The sequence below is a fragment of the Snodgrassella sp. CFCC 13594 genome, assembly GCF_001590725.1.
Lineage (GTDB): Bacteria > Pseudomonadota > Gammaproteobacteria > Burkholderiales > Neisseriaceae > Snodgrassella.
The window spans coordinates 28,717-47,632 of record NZ_LQXR01000009.1 but is presented as its reverse complement, the minus strand read 5'-3'; the positions used below and the strand labels follow the sequence as shown (position 1 = coordinate 47,632).

The following is an 18,916-nucleotide window of genomic DNA, read 5'->3' as shown; positions in this document are numbered from 1 at the left end:
ATGAAACAAGAGGAATACTTTGAAGTATTGTCTGCCGGCTTGGACGGGGAGACGGATGCAAAAGCAGTACTGGATGCTGTGGATAAAGTGGGTTCAGAGCGATGGGACGCTTATCATGCTATTCGGGTGAGTTTGAATGAAGGTCGCCCTCAAGGCATGGGATTGCCATTAGACCAGCCTCGCCGCGCGTGTTTGCACGAAAGTCTGCTGCAATGTGTCCAAGATCCAGTGATGCAAACTGCTGTGACTGGCAAACCAATTAAAAATAACGTGACCTCAAACTTACCCAAAGCGGCTAACCAATCGGTTTATCAGTATTTGATGGCGGTAGCGGCGTGGCCGCAGTATTCGTGGCAGTATGGCAGCTCTGGCCTTCTGATCATGCGACCACAATTGTGAGCAGTACCCAATCAACGCCTGCGGAAACCATTTCAAACTCAGTGGTTCAACCCAAAGCCGCTCAAGCATTGAGTGATGTCGCTCCTGCTGCAACCATTATGCCAACAGCTGCTTCAAATCCTGCCTCTGGTGACAGCAGCATGACGCCAGCCGTACAAAAACAAGCGCAGCCACAAGATAATGCAACGCCACGCACTGCTACACCTTAACTAGCGTTGTATCTATCAATAATCAATAAAGTAGCGTGTGTTGATTTTAATGTGTTTTATTGTGTGCTTGTTTTGAAAAGACTTTCGGATATCCCGAAAGTCTTTTGTTTTAGTTGATTGGTGTTAGAAGTATGAACAAAGGCTCTGCTAAATCATCTTCAAACAAGAAATTGTTTTTACAATTAAAAAAAAATGGTCGCGGGCACTTGAATTGTTTGCATCTACCCTTACCTAAAGCGGCGAAAGAAGTTTGCTGCTCTGTTTTTCGCTGTTTGGTGGAAAGCGGATTTGTATTTAACCAACTTGAATGTGCGAAAGCACGAACATTGTGGAGAATCGAAACATGACTATTCGTCCTTTGAATGACCGTGTGGTTGTGAAACGTTTGGAAGCTGAAGAAAAAACTGCTTCTGGTATCGTTTTACCAGGTGCTGCTGCCGAAAAACCAGATATGGGTGAAGTGTTGGCGGTGGGTAATGGCAAACTGTTGGAAAACGGTGAACGCCAAAAATTGGACGTTAAAGTAGGTGACAAAGTGATTTTCGGCAAATACAGCGGTCAGTCCGTTAAAGTGGATGGTGAGGAGCTGCTGGTTATGCGTGAAGAAGACATCTTCGGTATTGTCGAATAACCTGTGATACTGAGTTGCTTTCAGGCAACCCGGATGAACTATATCTATATTGATTGAGGAGTATTCAAATGGCTGCAAAAGATGTGAAGTTTGGTAATGATGCCCGCCAAAAAATGGTGGTAGGTGTCAATATTTTGGCTGATGCTGTCAAAGTAACCTTGGGCCCTAAAGGTCGCAATGTGTTGTTGGAACGTGCTTTTGGCGGCCCACACATCACCAAAGATGGTGTGTCTGTTGCCAAAGAAGTAGAACTGAAAGACAAATTTGAAAACATGGGTGCACAATTGGTGAAAGAAGTGGCTTCTAAAACCAATGATGTGGCCGGCGATGGTACTACCACAGCAACTGTGTTGGCCCAATCTATTGTTGCCGAAGGCATGAAATATGTAACGGCTGGCATGAATCCGATGGATTTGAAACGCGGTATTGATAAAGCCGTAGACACGCTGGTAGGCGAATTGAAGAAAATCGCTAAACCAGTCCCAGAAAAATCCAAAGAAATTGCTCAAGTGGCTTCTATTTCTGCCAACTCAGACGAATCCATTGGTGAAATTATCGCCAAAGCCATGAATGAAGTGGGTAAAGAAGGTGTGATTACCGTGGAAGACGGAAAATCACTGGAAAATGAAGTGGATGTGGTTAAAGGCATGCAATTTGACCGCGGTTACTTGTCTCCATACTTCGTTACTGATGCAGACAAACAGGTTGCTGGTATGGATAGCCCGTATGTGCTCCTGTTTGATAAAAAAATCAGCAATATCCGTGATTTGTTGCCGGTGTTGGAGCAAGTGGCCAAAACCAGCCGTCCGTTATTGATTATTGCTGAAGATGTAGAAGGCGAGGCCTTGGCTACCTTGGTGGTTAATAATATTCGCGGTATTCTGAAAACTGTGGCTGTGAAAGCGCCAGGATTTGGGGATCGCCGTAAAGCCATGTTGCAGGATATCGCTATTTTGACTGGTGGTACCGTGATTGCTGAGGAAGTGGGTTTGTCTTTGGAAAAAGCCACTTTGGAAGATTTGGGCCAAGCCAAACGCATTGAAGTGGGTAAAGAAAACACCACTATCATTGATGGTTTGGGTGATAAAGCTGCAGTTGAAGCACGTGTGGGCGAAATTCGCAAGCAAATCGAAACCGCTACCAGCGACTACGATAAAGAAAAATTGCAAGAACGCGTGGCTAAATTAGCGGGTGGCGTGGCTGTGATTAAAGTGGGTGCCGCTACTGAAGTGGAAATGAAAGAAAAGAAAGACCGCGTAGATGATGCTTTGCATGCCACCCGTGCTGCAGTGGAAGAAGGTGTGGTGGCTGGTGGTGGTGTGGCCTTGCTGCGTGCCCGTTCTGCCATTGAAGAGCTGAAAGGTGCAAACACCGATCAAGATGCTGGTGTGAAAATCGTTTTGAAAGCCATTGAAGCGCCATTGCGTCAGATCGTGGACAATGCAGGTGACGAACCTAGTGTGGTTGTAAACAATGTTTTGGCTGGCAAAGGTAATTATGGCTATAACGCTGGCACAGGTGAGTACGGTGATATGTTGGAAATGGGTGTATTGGATCCAGCTAAAGTTACGCGTACTGCTTTGCAACATGCGGCGTCTATTGCTGGCTTGATGCTGACAACCGACTGCATGATTGCTGAGTTACCTGAAGACAAACCAGCTGCCCCTGATATGGGTGGCATGGGCGGTATGGGTGGTATGGGCGGCATGATGTAATCTGCCTTAAACTGACCTAAAAAATCGCTTCCATAAGGAAGCGATTTTTTTATGAGCCAATAAAATATATTTTATTTATTTGATAACAACGATTTAAATAATTTTGTGATGCATCGCAAAGTAATGGGGAAAGATGGAATATGAATTGCTTTTCATGTTTGGATAGCTACTGAAATTTAGTTGTATATTTTAAAGGGGGAAATTATGGGGAAACTGGTATTGCCCAAGACAGCAGCAGTAACATCCAACCAAAACAGTCAACCCAAATCCAATACGCCAGCATTATTGAGTTTGATATTTGGTATTCTGGGTTTCTTGGTGCTGCCACTAATAGGCTCTTTGCTGGCCATCATCACGGGGCATATGGGTCGAGCAAAGGCAAAAAAAGGAGCCGGCCGCGGAGGCCTGGCTTTGGCTGGATTGCTTTTGGGGTATTTGGCCTTGATATTGACCCTATTTTTGGGGTACTGGAGCATATCGTATTATCAGCAATATACCGCTCTGGCCAAGCAACACATGGCTACCCAGAAAACGGACAATGATGAAGACTCTGTTTATAGCGATGTTGGGTCTGACGCGGCATTAAAAATGGCGACGCTTTGGGTAGAAACTCGGGTTGCAAAAGGAACGAATTTGAATGAGGTGACCGAACCGCTGACGTTGAATCCAGAAGAGCAAAAATATTGGCAAAAAATCGATATTCGTCAAGGTAGTATTTATGCGTATCCGCGTTCAGGCAGCTCAGAGCCTTTATTATTGATGTCGGTTCAAGCTGGCAAGAAAATGCAATGGGCGTGTGCAGGGAAAATTCCTCGCGAAGCCAATGATTATTGTGCCAGCTTGTAAATAAAATTAGTAAGACGGGGAGACACAACAAAAAAACCGATGGGACGCCATCGGTTTTTTTGTCATCAAAAGGTCATAAAACAGTCATGATTTTTTTATTTGTCTGTCACATCGGGTTTGTACACTTACGGGGCTTAATTGTAGACACAAAACCCACTGTAAGGATAATCGAATGGGCAAACCACTGACCAAAAAAACACTCTTAAAACACATTAATGAAGATGTCATCAGTAATGAATCCAGCAATCAAGCACTGTCTGCTGTGTGGCAGGCGCGCTTATCGCGTCGCAGTTTGATGCAAACCGGTACGGCACTCGGTGCTGTTGCGGTATTGCCCACTGCATGGCTGAGCAACGAGGCACAAGCAGGGGTATTCCCGCGCGATAATATTGGTCAAGCCAAACATTTGGGCTTCAGCGCAATTGGCTTGTCCAGTCAAGATACAGTGGTGGTGCCCAAAGGCTATAGCGCACGGGCATTTTACAAATGGGGTGACGCCGTGGGCTTGGTTGGCCGCATGCCTGCGTTTAAAACAGATGCGACCAATAGTGCAATAGAACAAAGCTTTCAGGCAGGCATGCACCATGACGGCATGTCTTATTTTTCTTTGCCCATGGGCAGCAAACGCAGTGACCATGGCTTGTTGGCCATGAATCACGAATATGTTGACAATGGTTTACTTTTCAAAGATGGTGCGGCTAATTGGAGCACAGAAAAGGTCCGCAAGGCACAAAATGCCATGGGCGTATCCATTGTTGAAATTAAAAAAGATGCCCACGGGCAGTGGCAACTGGTGCGTCCTTCTCGATATGCGCGCCGTATTACTGCCAATACGCCCATGAGCATTTCCGGCCCTGGCCGTAATCATACTTTGCTGAAAACGGCGGCAGATCCTCGTGCCGAAACCATTTTGGGGACAATGCAAAATTGTGCCAACGGTGAAACACCGTGGGGGACTTACTTAACGTGCGAAGAAAACTGGGCTGATATTTTTACCACGCGAACAACGCCCACTGCATTGGAAAAACGCTATGGTATCGGTACCAAAGATGAAGTGTATCGTTGGAATGAGCAAGATGCTCGGTTTAATACCAGTGCCACCCCGAATGAGCCGAACCGATTTGGCTGGGTCGTGGAAATCGATCCTTATGATCCCCAATCTACACCCATCAAACACACTGCTTTGGGCCGATTTAAACACGAAGGCGCAGCAGTCACGCTGGCCCCAGACAACCGTGTGGTGGTGTATATGGGGGATGATCAGCGCTTCGAATATATTTATAAATTCATCAGCAAACAGCCTTATCAGCCGGGTAACCGTGCGGCCAACAAGCGCCTGCTCACTGAGGGCGTGCTGTATGTTGCCCGGTTTAATGAAGATGGCAGTGGCGACTGGTTGCCTTTGGTACAGGGTGAAGGCAAGCTGACTGCTGAAAATGGGTTTGCCGATCAAGGTGAATTGCTGGTGAAAACACGTATGGCTGCAGATGTGGTGGGTGCCACCAAAATGGATCGTCCGGAATGGATAGCTGTCGATCCGTATCGTGCAGGCAGCGTGTATTGCACCTTAACCAACAACAGCCAACGGGGTAGCGAAGGCAAACCTGGTGTAGACGCGGCCAATCCGCGCGCTAAAAATTTGTTTGGCCACATCATGCATTGGCAAGAAAAACAAGGCAATCCCACGGCGGGTTCGTTTAACTGGGATATTCTGGTGCTGGCTGGCCGACATGATACTCAAGATGCGCGCTTTAAAGGCAGCATGAAAGGCGCCGAATTTGGTAGCCCAGACGGTCTGAGTTTTGATCACCGCGGGGTATTGTGGATTCAAACAGATGTGTCTACCTCTACCTTAAATATGGATGAGTATGCGGGTTTGGGCAATAATCAAATGGTGGCCACCATCCCGGGTAGTAATGAGTTCCGTCGTTTCTTAACAGGGCCCAATGGGTGTGAAATTACTGGGATTGCTTTTGCGCCCGACAATAAAACATTGTTTGTGAATATTCAGCATCCGGGCGAGCCCAAAGAAGGCGATTCCGATCCAGCTCATCCGCAGGCAGTTTCTAGTTGGCCAGATGGTCCTAAAGGTGGGCGGCCACGTGCTTCTACGGTGGTCATCACCAAAGATGATGGAGGTGTAATCGGTAGTTAATGTTGCATTATCAATAGCAAACCGCAAGCCTATCTGGGCTTGCGGTTTCGGTGTTTTCAGGCAGCCTTTGGGTTGCCTGAAAACAATTTTGGGCGTGGCTACTTTGGCATTAGCCACGCACCATTTCTGTGAATACATCGGCGGCTGTGCCCAGTGTGTCGGCGATGTGCTCGGAGGTGTGCGCAGCTGACATAAAGCTGGCTTCAAAGCCGGATGGCGCGAAAGCCACACCGCGGCGCAGCATGCCATGGAAAAATAATTTGAAGTGTTCAGTATTGTTGCGTTGCATATCAACGAAGCTGTGCGGCAGGTCATTCATGAAATAAAAGCCAAACATACCGCCGACACCTTGTGCACTAAACGGTAGCTCCAATTCTTCCGCAGCCGCTTTTAAACCTTTGCAGAGTTCTTGGGTACGAGCCGTTAAGGTTTCATAAAAACCGGGGCGCTGAATGATTTCCAAGGTTTTTAAACCAGCTGCTACAGCCAAAGGGTTGCCTGAAAGGGTACCGGCTTGATACACCCCGCCCAGTGGGGAAATGCATGCCATAATGTCGGCTCGACCACCAAAAGCGGCCATGGGCATGCCGCCGCCAATCACTTTACCCATAGTGGTTAAATCGGGTGTGACACCATGCAGGGCTTGAGCGCCGCCCAAAGCCACTCGAAATCCAGTCATGACTTCATCGTAAATTAATACGGCGCCGTGTGCTTCGGTGAGCGATCGCAAAGCGCGTACAAATTCTGTTGACGCTTGCACCATGTTCATGTTGCCGGCAATCGGCTCCACAATCACGCAGGCAATACTGTCACCTTGCTCGGCAAACGTTTGCGTTAGGGCCGCCACATCGTTGTAAGGCAAAACCAATGTGTGACGGGTGAAGTCTTCTGGTACACCGGCTGAGCTGGGGTGGCCAAATGTCAGTAGACCGGAGCCTGCCTTCACCAATAAACTGTCGGAGTGGCCATGGTAGCAGCCTTCAAATTTAATGATGTTGTCACGGCCTGTGTAGCCTCTGGCCAGACGAATGGCGCTCATGGTGGCTTCGGTGCCAGAGCTGACCAGCCGTAATTGCTCTACGCTTGGCATCAGTTTCACAATTTCTTCAGCAATGCGCACTTCTCCTTCGGTGGGCGCACCAAAGGACAAACCGCCCAATGCGGCTTCGCGCACCGCGTCCACTACCTCAGGATGGGCATGGCCAACAATAGCTGGGCCCCAAGAACACACATAGTCAATGTATTGGTTGCCGTCTTCATCCCATACACAGGCATCTTTGGCTTTGTGGATAAAGCGAGGGACACCACCAACACTGCCAAAGGCACGTACAGGGGAATTAACGCCACCAGGAATCACCTTTTTGGCAGCCTGAAATAGTGCTTCGTTGCGATCCATAACACAATCCTTGTTCGTTATTGCTGTGTGAATGATGACCCAGTGGTTGAGTTTATGCTGGGTCAGACCAAGTGGCATAAGGGTGCTGGCTTAAATAAGCCAACTGAAAGCATTCATCGTGTGTGACTTCCGTACCCAACCAAGGGGGTGGTTCAATGAGGGTATTTTCGCTGGTCAATTCGATTTCAGCCAGTATTAAAGGTGATTGATTGCCCATATATTCGTCTATGTCAAAAAACTGCTGGTGATAGCAGACACGATAGCGACGTTTGCTCAATTGCTGGGTGCATAATTGTGCCAGCATGGCTTTGGCATCGGCTACTGGAATGGGGTATTCGAATTCCCAGCGTGATACGTCAGTACGCCTTTTTTTGATGGTAATCCACGCCTCATCATCAATAATGCGTACACGAATATCATTTTCAGCGTTGAGTTTTAAATAGCCTTGTTGCAATAACTGCGGTGTAGCCAGCGTTTTCCATTCTGTGCCATTGACTAAAAACCGACGTTCAATTTCTAAAGCCATCGTTTATTCAGAAAGGTTGAAAAATGGCTAAATACAGCGCCAATAACATCACCACCACTGGCACGGTGCTGAGGCCGCGATACCAAGTAAGAGAATAACGATTGCGGCCATCTTGAAAGTCTTGCAGTAATTTCCAACAAAACCCGTTGTAACCCAACAAAATCACCCCCAATGTAATCTCGGTATGCACCCAGCCTTGGCCCCACCAATGATTGACAAACGGAATCGCCAAACCCACTAAGAGCGCTGGGACACCCAAATACAACAATGGCTTGCACTGTCTTTCTACCATAAACAATAGGCGCTGGTATTCCACACTGCCAGGCGATGTGGCGGCCAAATGGGCCATAAGCCGAGGCAATGAAAATAAACCGATCAGCCACGCAAACATTAAAGCAATATGGAAAAATTTAAGCCAAAGATACATAGCAGATACCATTGAGTGAAAGCGCAAAATACAGGTTTACAGGCTGCCTGAAGGTGCGATCGATTTGTAAAAGTGTGTCTGGTGTGATTGTAGCTGCTATTTAGATGAGTTGGAACCGCGTGCTGGCACGATGCACGGTTTGCATCCACTGATAAGCCATTAACAAATAAGCTTCTTGTGCCAAAAAGCGTAATTGCGATTGGGTGGCCGTAAAACGCGTTGTCGGGGTGGGCGATGTTTGCGCCTGCATGTTGAGATCACGAGCCATGAACGCAGCGCGAGCCATGTGATATGGATCGCTCACAATAATCACGCTGTCGATGTTGTTGTCATCAGCCAATGCTTTGGCATTCACTAGGTTTTGATAGGTATCGCGCGACATATTCTCATATAGAATATCTTCGGCATCTACACCATGCTGCAAGGCATAACGACGCCCCACTGCGGCTTCGGTCATAAATCCTGCTTTCGGCGTGCCACCGGTGAAAATCAATTTTTTCACCATGCCGGTTTGATACAAATATAAGGCGTGATTGATGCGCTCACGAAACACTGGCGAAGGTCGTTTATCCCACGCCGCTGCGCCTAGAATCACTGCCGCATCCGCTTGTCTGGGCATCTTGGGTTTGCTCATGTTGTAGACTTCGGCCACACTGAGTAAATAATTCGCCAACACAAACAGCAGGCTCACAAAAAAGCCCGTGCGCAGATGATAAAAAAAACCGCGCCCCGCATTTATGCCTGGCATGACGAATCCAGCAACGCCTCGATGTTTTCTAATGGGCGGCCAATGACGGCCCGGTCACCCCAAACCACAATAGGACGCTCAATCAAAATAGGGTGAATCACCATGCGCCAATCAATTTCTCTTCATCGGCATGGGCCAAATCCAGTGTTTGATATTCTGGCTCATTGGTGCGCATCATTGCCCGCGCCGATGTGATGCCAAGTTGACGGATCAACGTTTGAATTTGTTCACGGCTCAATGGCTCAGTGAGGTAGGGGATGACTTTGGTTTTGATGTCGCGCACCTGTAAAAGTGCCAGTGCTGCGCGTGATTTGGAGCAGCGGGGGTTGTGGTAGAGGATGATGGTATTGGGTGCCATGAAGTGTTCTCGTATCGCGATTCAATAGTATGATGATTATGTGTCTATTGTATGTGCGAACGGAGTGAATGCAAGTGTTATCCATGAAAATCACCTCAGCGTTATGCGTTCAGGCTTTATTTGGGGGAATCGGTTTTATTTTTTGTGCCCCGGTATGGGCGGCTGATTTGCAAACTTGGCCGGCGGGGAAGCCTGTGGGTTTGGCTACCGTTGCTCAGCCGATTCAGGTCGTGAATGTTTGGGCTACTTGGTGTGCTCCGTGCCGCAAAGAGATGCCCATGCTCAATCGCTGGTATCGGCAACATGGTTATGGCGGCAAAAATACGGCACTGCAGTTAATTGGCATTGCTTTGGATACAGACGCCAATTTACAGCGTTTTACCCGCGAGGTAAATGTACGCTATCCGCTGTGGCGCTATGTGGGGCAGGACAGTCGCCAGTTTATGCAAGGCTTGGGTAATGCAGTGGGGGCTTTGCCATTTACGCTGGTGCGCGCGCCAAAATGTGGTTTCCAGCAAGCAGTATTGGGTGAAATCAGCGCCGCAAAGTTGGATCTATTGGTGAAACAAGCGAAGCAGCAATGTGCGTCCAGACGCATCGCGGTACATTGAGTTGCTTAGCAGCGGCTCAACAAATAATCAAGAGAAGCTACCGGTGTGCCAGTCTGACTTACCATGGTCGTATAGTATTTTAGGCAGTCGAAATGGCATATCGTTTCGTATGAGAAAGTAACTAGGTACCAAAAACACGGCATTCTTTATCCACGGCACTGCCGCCACTGAAATAAGGGTTGGGATCACTGCAACGGCTGCTGCTTTGTGCACACAGCAAAACTGTGCCATCTTGACTGATTTTCATCACCCGAGATTCTTCTTCAGAGTCCAAAGCAACTGCTTTCACGTTATAACGCTCATTGGTTGCGCCGCGCGGGTTGCCAACCAGGCGGAAGCAAAAATGATCGTTTTGTGTTAGTGGCAAGGTCATCCATGTGGTGGAATTGGCTTTGTAGCTTAGGTGGCGCTGATAATATTGATCCAGCGCATGGCTGTTGGTGAGTAAAATTTGTTTTGCTTGAGACAGCCGTGTTTTTTTGAGGTAATACCGATAGCTTGGGATGGCAATGGCCGCCAGCACGGCCAATATTGCCACCACCATTACCAGTTCAATCAAGCCAAATCCATTGGATTGATGTTGCTGTCGAAGGTTTCTCTGTGTCTTCATGATTGTTTTCCTTGTATGGGAGACAGCGGAAAGCGCAACATGAAAACATCATTGGCGATAATTATGCCATTGTCAATATGGATTGCTGGCCAATATTGCTGTGTACTGGCCGTGCGTCACGAGGCGGGGCAGTTTTTATGAATGACATTATGCCGATTAGGCTCTGCCATGCTCAATGCTTGCTGGATGTCCACCGCCACAATGCGCGAGACGCCTTTTTCCTGCATGGTAACCCCCACTAACTGCTCGGCCATTTCCATGGTGAGGCGATTGTGTGAGATATACAAAAACTGGGTTTGCGCCGACATTTCTTTGACCAATTGGCAAAAGCGGCTGGTGTTGGCATCATCCAGTGGCGCATCCACCTCATCCAGCAAGCAGAAAGGCGCTGGATTGAGGCTAAACAAGGCGAACACCAAGCTCATTGCTGTCAGCGCTTTTTCGCCGCCCGACAACAGGTAAATGGTGCTGTTTTTTTTGCCAGGCGGTCGCGCCATGATGGAGACGCCAGCGCTGAGCAGGTCATCGCCAACCATGTGCAAAGCGGCTTCGCCACCACCAAACAGCGTGGGGAAGTAGGCTTGTACTTTCTCATTGACGGCGTCGAAGGTGTGCTTGAAACGGGCTTTGGTTTCATGGTCGATTTGGGCAATGGCTTCTTCCAATAGCGCGATGGCCGCTTGGACGTCATCTCTCTGTGCGGTGTAATAGTGCTGCCGTTCTGTCGCTTCTGCCAGCTCTTGCAGTGCCGCGAGATTCACTGCACCCAAAGCAGCGATGCGTTGGGCCAAAGTTGCTATGTCATTGCCCAATGCCTGAGGGCTGCTGTCCTTGTGTTGCTGAGCCAAGGCATCTAGATCAGCGCCATTATTTTTTAAGGTTTCATGATAACGCTTGGCATTGAGTAGTGCTTCTTGTTGCTGCAACAATGCCTGTTGTGTCGCGGCTTGGCTTTCAGGCAGCCTGTTGCTGAGTGTTTGTTGTTGTTCGTAGATTGCTTGAACCTGTTTTTGCTGCGCATTTAATTGGCTTTGCGCTTCATCATAGCGGGCATTGGCTGCTTCCATTTGAGCATTCAACTCTGCCAGTTGCGCTTGCCACTCCCCATCTAAGCTTTCTTGCTCATGGTGGAGTGCCAATTCACTTTGGCGCTCTTGCCATTCTTCACGCTCTTGCGTAATGCGCGATTGTTCTTGGGCAATGGCGTGTTGCCGTTGTTGCAGGCGCATCACGGTCATTTCAACCATGCCTTGGGTTCGGCGTGCTTCTAATAAGCTCAATTGGGTTTGTTTGAGTGACTGCAATTGCTGCTGATGCAGTTGCTGCTGATGTTGTTGTTGATCAGCTAATGTTGCGATGGATTGTTGTAAAGTGCCTGCATCGGCAGCGGCAGCATCCCGTTGTTGGCTTTCTTGGCTCAGTGCAGCGGTGATTTGTGCCCATTCTTGTCGAATGCGTTCTTGCCGCATTTGACCTTGATTGGTCTGCGTCAACAATTCAGTGGCACGTTTGCTGGCTGCCTGAAGCGTTTGTTGGTGCTGTTTTAGTTGGTTTTGTTGCTGTTGCTGTTGTTGCTTGGCCAAGGCCATTTCATCCATGCAGTGAGCCAAAGCCTGCTGTGCCTGTTGCAAAGGGACTTCCAGTGCCGCTGATTCTATTTCCCATTGGCGTAATTGTTGTTGGCGTTGTAGCAAAGGTTCGCCGTCGGTTTCGGCAAATAAGCTGATGCTCACAGCATCTACCCAATGTCCTTGTGGGGTAATCAGGGCTTGTTGTCCGGTCAGTTCCGATTGGCGAGTTATGGCCTCAGACAACGTTTCCGCGCAGCCAATGTGATCAAGCCAGTGGTGTAGGGCTGCCTGAAGAAGCGGGCTGCTTTGCGCGTGTACGTGTGCACTTAAAGGATCCGCGATGGGGCTGCTGGGTGTCATGTTGCGGTTAATCCATTGAGCACTGCCAGGGGGGAGCGGTTCCGGTGGTTGAAAATTGGGCAAGCATCGAGCTTGCAGGCGTTTGCCCAAAGCCACACCCAATGCTTGCTGCCAATCGGTGTCTACTTCTATTTGTTGCCACACGGAAAGGGCTTGTGTGTGTGCGGTTTGTGCCCAAAAGTCGTCGGCTTCCACAGCCGGCAGTAAGGCCGCCAGCGCCGATTGTTGGGCCGTTAATGTTAGTTGCTGCTTTTCTAAGGTCTGCAACTGTGCTTGCGCAGCTTGATAGGCTGCCTGCATATCGGCATGATGTGCTTCACTCTGTACTAAGTCATCTTCCAGCACCAATACCTCGGCTTCAGCCAGGGCCGCGGCCTCTTGGGCAGCCGCAACGACCGATTCTTCAGGCAAGGCCAGTTGTTTTTGCTCGTCGGCGAGTTGTAATTGGCGCTGTTGTAGCTGGGTAATATTTTGCTCGGCATGTTTTTGTTGTTGTTGCTTGAGCGCATATTCACGTTGTAGGCGTGCCCACTCGCTTTGCTGGCTTTGGCGCGCCAATTCAGCTTGTTGGGCTTGCTCTTCCAACTCAGGCAATAGGGTTTCATGCTCAGTGATTTGCCACGCCCATTCTTCTAGTGACAACTGCTGCTCTGCCAATTGCTCATCTAGGCCCGTTGATTCTTCAGCCAGTGTTATTGTTTGTTGTTGTAGGCGCTGTAAGTGGGTTTGTGCTTGGTTTTGTTCGCGCTCAAAGCGTTGTTGCAGGCTTTGTCGATGGCGGATTTGCTCTTCTAAACGCGCCCATTGTTCGCGCAGAAGTGCTCGCTCATTACCCCATTCATGCACTTGCTGCTGTTGTTGCTGTTCTTGTTGCTGCATGGCGTGTGCGGCGGCCTGAAGCGCGTTGATTTGAGCGGTGAGTTCAGTTTGTGTGGCTTGATGTTGCTGATGCCGTGTAGTGGCTTCATCGGCTTGTTGTAAAGCTTGTTGCCATTGCACGTAGTCGAGTAAATCTTGCTGTTGGGTTAATTGCGCTTTAAGGGCTTGGTATTGCTCTGCGGTTTTGGCCTGTCGTTGTAATTTTTCAACTTGGCGATCCAATTCGCTTTGTAAATCACCCAAGCGTTGTACGTGTTCTCGGGTGTCCTTGAGGCGGCTTTCAGTCTCGCGGCGGCGTTCTTTATATTTGGAAATACCTGCAGCTTCTTCAATGTAGGCGCGTAATTCTTCGGGCCGTGCTTCAATAATGCGCGAGATCATGCCTTGTTCAATGACGGCATAACCACGAGCACCAACACCCGTGCCCAAAAATAAATCGGTAATGTCGCGACGACGTACCACTTGATTGTTGATGTAATAAGTTGATTCACCTTGGCGTGTGAGTTGGCGTTTGATGGCCACCTCGGTGTATTGTCCCCAAGGGCCTTGCAATTGGCCATCGCTGTTGTTAAACACCAACTCTACAGAGGCGCGCGGTGCTGGTCTTCGCGTGTTGGCTCCGTTGAAAATCACGTCTTGCATGCTTTCGCCGCGCAATTGTTTGGCTGAGGCTTCGCCCAATACCCAGCGCACAGCATCAATCACATTGCTTTTACCGCAACCATTGGGGCCGATGACTGCAACCAGCTGGCCCGGAACGGTTAAGGTAGTGGGGTCAACAAAGGATTTGAAACCGGCAAGCTTGATGTGGGTTAGGCGCATGGAGAAATAAGTGGCAACAAAACGCGCTATTTTAGCGAATTTTGGGCACTTTGGCTGCCGGTTGGCTGTTGGCACCGTGATCAGCGGCTTTACTCAGTCCGGTCAATATGGCGCAGTCGGGTTGATGATTGCCACCACATTGGTCATACCAGCCTTGCAAAGTGGTTCTCATGGAGCTTAAGCGTTCAATTTTATGGGTGAGCATATGGATGTGTTGGCCGACCAGTGTTTTGACGTCAGCACTGGCGCGTTGTGGATTGTTGCGCAAAGCCAGCAATTGGGTAATTTGAGCCAGTGAAAAATCCACATCGCGGGCATGCTTGATGAAGCGTAAGGTTTCGATATCATTGGCGTTGTAGAGTCGATAGCCGTTGTCGGCACGCATTGGGTGGATCAGATTGGCGGTCTCATAATCGCGTATGGCTTTGGTTGATAGCCCAACGGCACTGGCGGCTTGACTAATATTGATCATGGTTGTTGTGCCTAAGCGTGAAGTTTAAAAATTTGACTTTAACATAGGGTAAAGGTTTATGCTGTTTCCACTTGATCGATAAGGAGATTCATCATGCAAAATGTGATTCTACACATAGACGGTATGAGTTGTGGCGGGTGTGTTAAAAGTGTTACCCGAGCATTACTCGCGGTATCTGGCGTGGTAAAAGCCATGTGGATTTGGCCCATGCCCAAGCCCAAGTTGAATTTGATGAGGCCAAAACCAGCCCAACAGCATTGGTCGAAGCAGTGGAAGATGCGGGCTACGATGTAAAAATTGAACAGTAAATGGGATGCATTGGTTTTAGTGTGGTTTCAGGCAGCCTTGGGGCTGCCTGAATGTTGACGCATTGAGGCATAAATTAAGAAGAAGGAGGCCATGATGCAAAAAGCCCGTTTTCAGATTGAAGGCATGACTTGCCAAGCATGCGCCACGCGTATTGAGAAAGTACTGAATCGTCAGCAGTCAGTGAGTTCGGCCAGTGTGAATTTTGCTGGAGAGGAAGCGCAAGTCCATTTTGACGATAGCCAGCTTAAACCGGCGGATATTGTGGGTTTTATCCAAAAAGCAGGTTATGACGCCAAGCCCATTGACGAGCATGCTTTGCCGCAATTGGGCGCGATGCCGAAATTTTCGGCACGGTTGGCGCTCGAATGGCTGATTACATTGCCCTTTCTGGTGGGCATGGTGGGCATGTTTTTAGGACGACACGATTGGATGTTGTCACCCATTTGGCAATTCGTCTTGGCCAGCATCATGCAGTGGGGCTTGGCTTGGCCATTCTATAAAGGCGCATGGGCATCGATTAAAGGTGGATTGGCCAATATGGATGTATTGGTGAGTCTGGGTACGCTGTCGATTTGGCTCTATTCCAGTTATATGTTGTTTGCGCCATCAGACATGAATGGACATGGGCACATTTATTTTGAAGCCAGTGTGATGGTGATTGCATTCGTTTCGTTAGGTAAGTATTTGGAGGCGCGCACCAAAAAACAGAGCCTCAATAGTATGGGCTTATTGCTCAAGCTGACGCCCCAAATGGTGCGTAAGCAAAATGGCTCAGCTTGGGAATCTGTGCCTTTGGATCAAGTGCACGTGAACGACATTTTGCAGGTGAACGCAGGTGAACGCGTGGCAGCCGATGGTGCCATCGAGCGCGGCGAAGCATGGGTGGACGAGAGCCACCTCACGGGCGAATCGCGGCCTTTGCTGAAAACAGTGGGGGATACCTTGCTGGCCGGCGCATTGGTGACCGATGGTAGCGTGGTGTATCAGGCACACAGTTTGGGCAGTAAGACGCTTTTGGGCGACATGATGGCGGCGTTGGCGGAAGCCCAAGGCAGCAAAGCGCCGATTGCGCGCTTAGCGGATAAAGTGGCGGCGGTATTTGTACCCGTGGTATTGGCCATTGCCGTGCTGACTTTTGTCCTTAATGCGTGGTTAACAACCAACCTGAATGATGCCTTGATGCGCGCGGTAGCGGTATTGGTGATTGCCTGTCCTTGCGCGTTGGGTTTGGCCACACCGGCAGCCATCATGGTGGGTATGGGTAAGGCCGCCGGTTTTGGGGTGTGGTTTAAAGATGCGGCGTCGATGGAGCGAGCCAGTAAAGTGAATACCGTCATTTTGGATAAAACAGGCACTTTGACCACGGGGCAGCCGCAGGTAGTGGCACAGTGGTTGCCTGAACATGGTCAATTAACAGCGGAAGACGTATGGCGTATCAGCGCGGCAGTTGAAAGTTTGGCTAATCATCCCTTGGCACAGGCCATTGTGGCGGAAGCCCAGCAGAAAGAATTGGTATGGCCTACTGCGGCACAAAGTCACAGTGAAACTGGACAAGGCATCGCCGCCGAAGTCCAGGGTTTTGGCGTGGTTAAAGTGGGGCAGCCGAAATATGTGGGCTGGCAGTTGCCTGAGCAATTGCAAACCCATGTGCAATGGCAGAGTGCGAGCGTGGTGGCGGTGAGCTTGGCCGGCGAGGTAGTGGGTGCTTTTGCCTTGGCCGATACCCTCAAGGCCGATTCGTTGGCAGCCGTGCGCCGTTTGCAGAAACAGGGCATGGATGTGCACATTATGAGCGGAGACCACCTCGGTGTGGTACAGCATGTGGCTGAACAATTGGATATCGGCCACTATCAAGCGGAGATGAGCCCGCGCGACAAGGCACAGGCTGTGGAAGCTTTGATGAAAGAGGGTAAAGTTGTGGCCATGGTGGGCGATGGCGTGAATGATGCGCCGGCTTTGGCGGCGGCTGACGTGAGTTTTGCCATGTATGGCGGCGCCGATGTGGCGGCGCACACGGCGAGCGCCACACTTATGCAGCATTCTGTGAATCAAGTAGCGGATGCTTTGGCCTTGGCTCAAGACACTGTGCGCAACATTAAGCAAAATTTATTTTTTGCGTTTTTCTACAACATACTGGGTATTCCTTTGGCCGCGATGGGTTGGTTGAGTCCGGTCATTGCCGGCGCAGCCATGGCGTTAAGCTCGATTTCGGTGTTGGGTAATGCGTTACGTTTGAAAAATAGCCGCTTGTCGGAATAAAAATAGGTTCATCGACGCGCTGAAGTTGATGGCGTATTTTGTGGCGCAGGTGCTTGGTCATGGTGACAATTTGATTTCAAAACAGGTATTTCAGTATGGGCGTGGCGAATAATGCATTAATGGCGGGCGTGCTGTATGAGGATGCTGATGGTACCACGGCATTGGTGTGGCGCTTGATTCAACAATGGCAGCAGCAGGGATGGCACCTAGGGGGATTGTTGAATGCGTGTAATGAGCAAGGTTTGCGGCAAAGTGATGTCATTCAATCGGTAGCCGATGGCACATGCTTTAGCATTTTGCAATGTTTGGGAACGGGCTCAAGCAGCTGTTTGTTGGATGAGCAAGCCTTGGCTGATGCGGCCAGCGTATTGCGACGCGACATGGCTGCCCAGCCAGATTTACTCATCATCAATAAATTTGGTCATGCTGAGGCAGAAGGGCGGGGCTTTGCGGCCGAATATGGGGCTGCTGCCGCAGCATCTTTGCCAGTATTGTGTTTGCTTTCGCCTTCTTTTCAGACAGCGTGGCGCGCATTTGGTGACGAATATGTGACCGTATTGCCACCCGATGCAGAGGCCATTGAAGTATGGTGGAGGCAGCATCAGTCACCACAATGATGCGCAATTTGCTTGGTGTGCAGTAGCCATCAAACGTCCGTAATGGCTGTTAATCCAAAGCTGGTTTGGATTTGTCGAATCAATACCCGACATGAATCAGATACAGTGACGTGTTTTCGCATCAATAACTGACTTTGGGCTTGTGAACAGAGTTCGGAATCCAATGGCAACATTTGAATGTGCTTGCTGCCTACTTCTTGATGGACATCCACTGCACGCAGGATAGAAATACCATGTCCTGCTGCCACGTAATTTTTTAAGGCAGACATGGAGTTGGTGACCAGACCAATGTCTAGGCTGGTTTGGGTGCGTGCCAGCTCGCTGTCCATGATTTGCCTAAACCCATATCCTAAAGGCATTACTGCAAAGCGAAAAGCGGATAATTCTTCAAAACGAATGGCTCTTTTCAGCTTGGTTAAAGGGTGATTGAATGGCACCGCCAAAATGGCCGGGTCGTTTTTTTGACCCAATATACACACATCAGGGTGTAGTGGCGGGTTGTAAGCCAAGCCCAAATCTGCCTTTCCTTCAGCCACAAGCCGGACAATATAATTGACATCCATCAGTTCTAAGCGAATCGACAAATCAGCATATTGTTGATTAACAGGCTTCAAAACTTGATTGATTAAGGTATAGATAAAGCCTTCACTGGATACCACGGAAACATTTTGTTGACGTGATTGCTTGAGTTCGTGCAATTGATGAAACAAGGCATTTTCACAGCGCATTTGCTCTTTGAAATAGTCCAAGACAATATATGCCGCCTCCGTGGGTATAATATTTCTGCCTTTTCGTTCAAATAATTTGATGTTTAATTCTTGTTCGAATACTTGAATTTGCCGACTGATTCCGGCTTGATCAATATCTAAAATTTCCGCGGCTTGGCGCATTGAGCCGGAAATCATCACCAGATAAAAATAACGCAGGCGTTTTTCATTAACACTTTGTATTAAAAAATCATATGTAAAATTTTTTTTCATGGTGGCCTGATGATAA

19 protein-coding genes and 1 pseudogene are annotated in these 18,916 nt (G+C 49.0%); 10 read left to right on the top strand and 10 right to left on the bottom strand.

The features are described 5' to 3' along the window. The 6 genes from A2F46_RS06850 (at position 1) to A2F46_RS06825 (ending at position 5,955) form a co-directional block, all read left to right on the top strand. On the top strand, positions 1–399 hold the full coding sequence (locus tag A2F46_RS06850) for an RseA family anti-sigma factor (RefSeq protein ID WP_066568432.1): 399 nt from the start codon (positions 1–3) through the stop codon (positions 397–399). Further along, entirely contained in the window at positions 396–608 is a 213-nt protein-coding gene (locus A2F46_RS06845) for a hypothetical protein (protein ID WP_066568429.1), read from the top strand. The genes A2F46_RS06850 and A2F46_RS06845 overlap by 4 nt, the downstream gene beginning before the upstream one ends. Positions 609–951: 343 nt before the next feature. Next, entirely contained in the window at positions 952–1,239 is a 288-nt protein-coding gene (gene groES / locus A2F46_RS06840; RefSeq protein ID WP_066568427.1) for a co-chaperone GroES, read from the top strand. A 68-nt stretch (positions 1,240–1,307) separates the two neighbouring features. Beyond that, on the top strand, positions 1,308–2,954 hold the full coding sequence (gene groL, locus A2F46_RS06835) for a chaperonin GroEL (RefSeq protein WP_066568424.1): 1,647 nt from the start codon (positions 1,308–1,310) through the stop codon (positions 2,952–2,954). Between the two features lie 204 nt (positions 2,955–3,158). After that, a complete protein-coding gene (locus A2F46_RS06830; protein ID WP_066568422.1) occupies positions 3,159–3,800 on the top strand; it encodes a DUF4190 domain-containing protein in 642 nt (213 codons plus the stop codon). A gap of 172 nt (positions 3,801–3,972) precedes the next feature. Continuing rightward, entirely contained in the window at positions 3,973–5,955 is a 1,983-nt protein-coding gene (locus tag A2F46_RS06825) for a PhoX family phosphatase (RefSeq protein WP_066568421.1), read from the top strand. Positions 5,956–6,064: 109 nt separating this feature from the next. Here the strand turns inward: A2F46_RS06825 and hemL are convergent, their stop codons facing one another. The 6 genes from hemL to A2F46_RS06800 form a co-directional block, all read right to left on the bottom strand. Beyond that, the gene (gene hemL / locus A2F46_RS06820) at positions 6,065–7,351 is read right to left on the bottom strand and encodes a glutamate-1-semialdehyde 2,1-aminomutase (RefSeq protein ID WP_066568418.1); all 1,287 of its coding nucleotides are present in this window, start codon (positions 7,349–7,351) and stop codon (positions 6,065–6,067) included. A gap of 52 nt (positions 7,352–7,403) precedes the next feature. Continuing rightward, positions 7,404–7,877 (bottom strand): CYTH domain-containing protein, encoded by a 474-nt coding sequence (locus tag A2F46_RS06815; protein WP_066568416.1) that lies wholly within the window; start codon positions 7,875–7,877, stop codon positions 7,404–7,406. A 7-nt stretch (positions 7,878–7,884) separates the two neighbouring features. Continuing rightward, positions 7,885–8,304 (bottom strand): CopD family protein, encoded by a 420-nt coding sequence (locus A2F46_RS06810; protein WP_066568545.1) that lies wholly within the window; start codon positions 8,302–8,304, stop codon positions 7,885–7,887. 100 nt (positions 8,305–8,404) lie between these two features. Beyond that, complete coding sequence (locus A2F46_RS06805; RefSeq protein WP_066568414.1) at positions 8,405–9,052, bottom strand: YdcF family protein; 648 nt, start codon at positions 9,050–9,052, stop codon at positions 8,405–8,407. After that, positions 9,040–9,156, bottom strand: a complete 117-nt coding sequence (locus tag A2F46_RS13005) for an ArsC/Spx/MgsR family protein (RefSeq protein WP_231867735.1) — start codon at positions 9,154–9,156, stop codon at positions 9,040–9,042. Before A2F46_RS13005 ends, A2F46_RS06805 begins: the two co-directional genes overlap by 13 nt. After that, positions 9,150–9,410, bottom strand: a complete 261-nt coding sequence (locus A2F46_RS06800) for an ArsC/Spx/MgsR family protein (protein WP_231867734.1) — start codon at positions 9,408–9,410, stop codon at positions 9,150–9,152. Before A2F46_RS06800 ends, A2F46_RS13005 begins: the two co-directional genes overlap by 7 nt. 83 nt (positions 9,411–9,493) lie before the next feature. Between A2F46_RS06800 and A2F46_RS06795 the strand changes: the two genes are divergently transcribed. Next, entirely contained in the window at positions 9,494–10,021 is a 528-nt protein-coding gene (locus tag A2F46_RS06795; protein ID WP_082783613.1) for a TlpA disulfide reductase family protein, read from the top strand. A gap of 121 nt (positions 10,022–10,142) precedes the next feature. On the opposite strand, the gene A2F46_RS06790 is transcribed toward A2F46_RS06795, so the two are convergent. From A2F46_RS06790 to A2F46_RS06780, 3 genes are all read right to left on the bottom strand, one after another. Continuing rightward, entirely contained in the window at positions 10,143–10,631 is a 489-nt protein-coding gene (locus A2F46_RS06790; protein WP_066568410.1) for a type IV pilin protein, read from the bottom strand. A gap of 116 nt (positions 10,632–10,747) precedes the next feature. Beyond that, on the bottom strand, positions 10,748–14,263 hold the full coding sequence (gene smc, locus A2F46_RS06785) for a chromosome segregation protein SMC (protein ID WP_066568407.1): 3,516 nt from the start codon (positions 14,261–14,263) through the stop codon (positions 10,748–10,750). 31 nt (positions 14,264–14,294) lie between these two features. After that, on the bottom strand, positions 14,295–14,735 hold the full coding sequence (locus A2F46_RS06780) for a MerR family DNA-binding protein (protein ID WP_066568401.1): 441 nt from the start codon (positions 14,733–14,735) through the stop codon (positions 14,295–14,297). Positions 14,736–14,828: 93 nt separating this feature from the next. Between A2F46_RS06780 and A2F46_RS06775 the strand changes: the two are divergent. From A2F46_RS06775 to A2F46_RS06765, 3 genes and pseudogenes are all read left to right on the top strand, one after another. Then, a pseudogene (locus A2F46_RS06775) lies at positions 14,829–15,043 on the top strand (heavy-metal-associated domain-containing protein). A gap of 91 nt (positions 15,044–15,134) precedes the next feature. Next, the gene (locus A2F46_RS06770) at positions 15,135–17,303 is read left to right on the top strand and encodes a cation-translocating P-type ATPase (protein WP_066568398.1); all 2,169 of its coding nucleotides are present in this window, start codon (positions 15,135–15,137) and stop codon (positions 17,301–17,303) included. 95 nt (positions 17,304–17,398) lie between these two features. Then, a complete protein-coding gene (locus A2F46_RS06765) occupies positions 17,399–17,920 on the top strand; it encodes a DUF2478 domain-containing protein (protein WP_066568397.1) in 522 nt (173 codons plus the stop codon). A gap of 29 nt (positions 17,921–17,949) precedes the next feature. Here A2F46_RS06765 and A2F46_RS06760 read toward each other — a convergent pair whose 3' ends face one another. Then, complete coding sequence (locus A2F46_RS06760) at positions 17,950–18,900, bottom strand: LysR family transcriptional regulator (protein WP_066568543.1); 951 nt, start codon at positions 18,898–18,900, stop codon at positions 17,950–17,952. Positions 18,901–18,916: the final 16 nt, after the last annotated feature.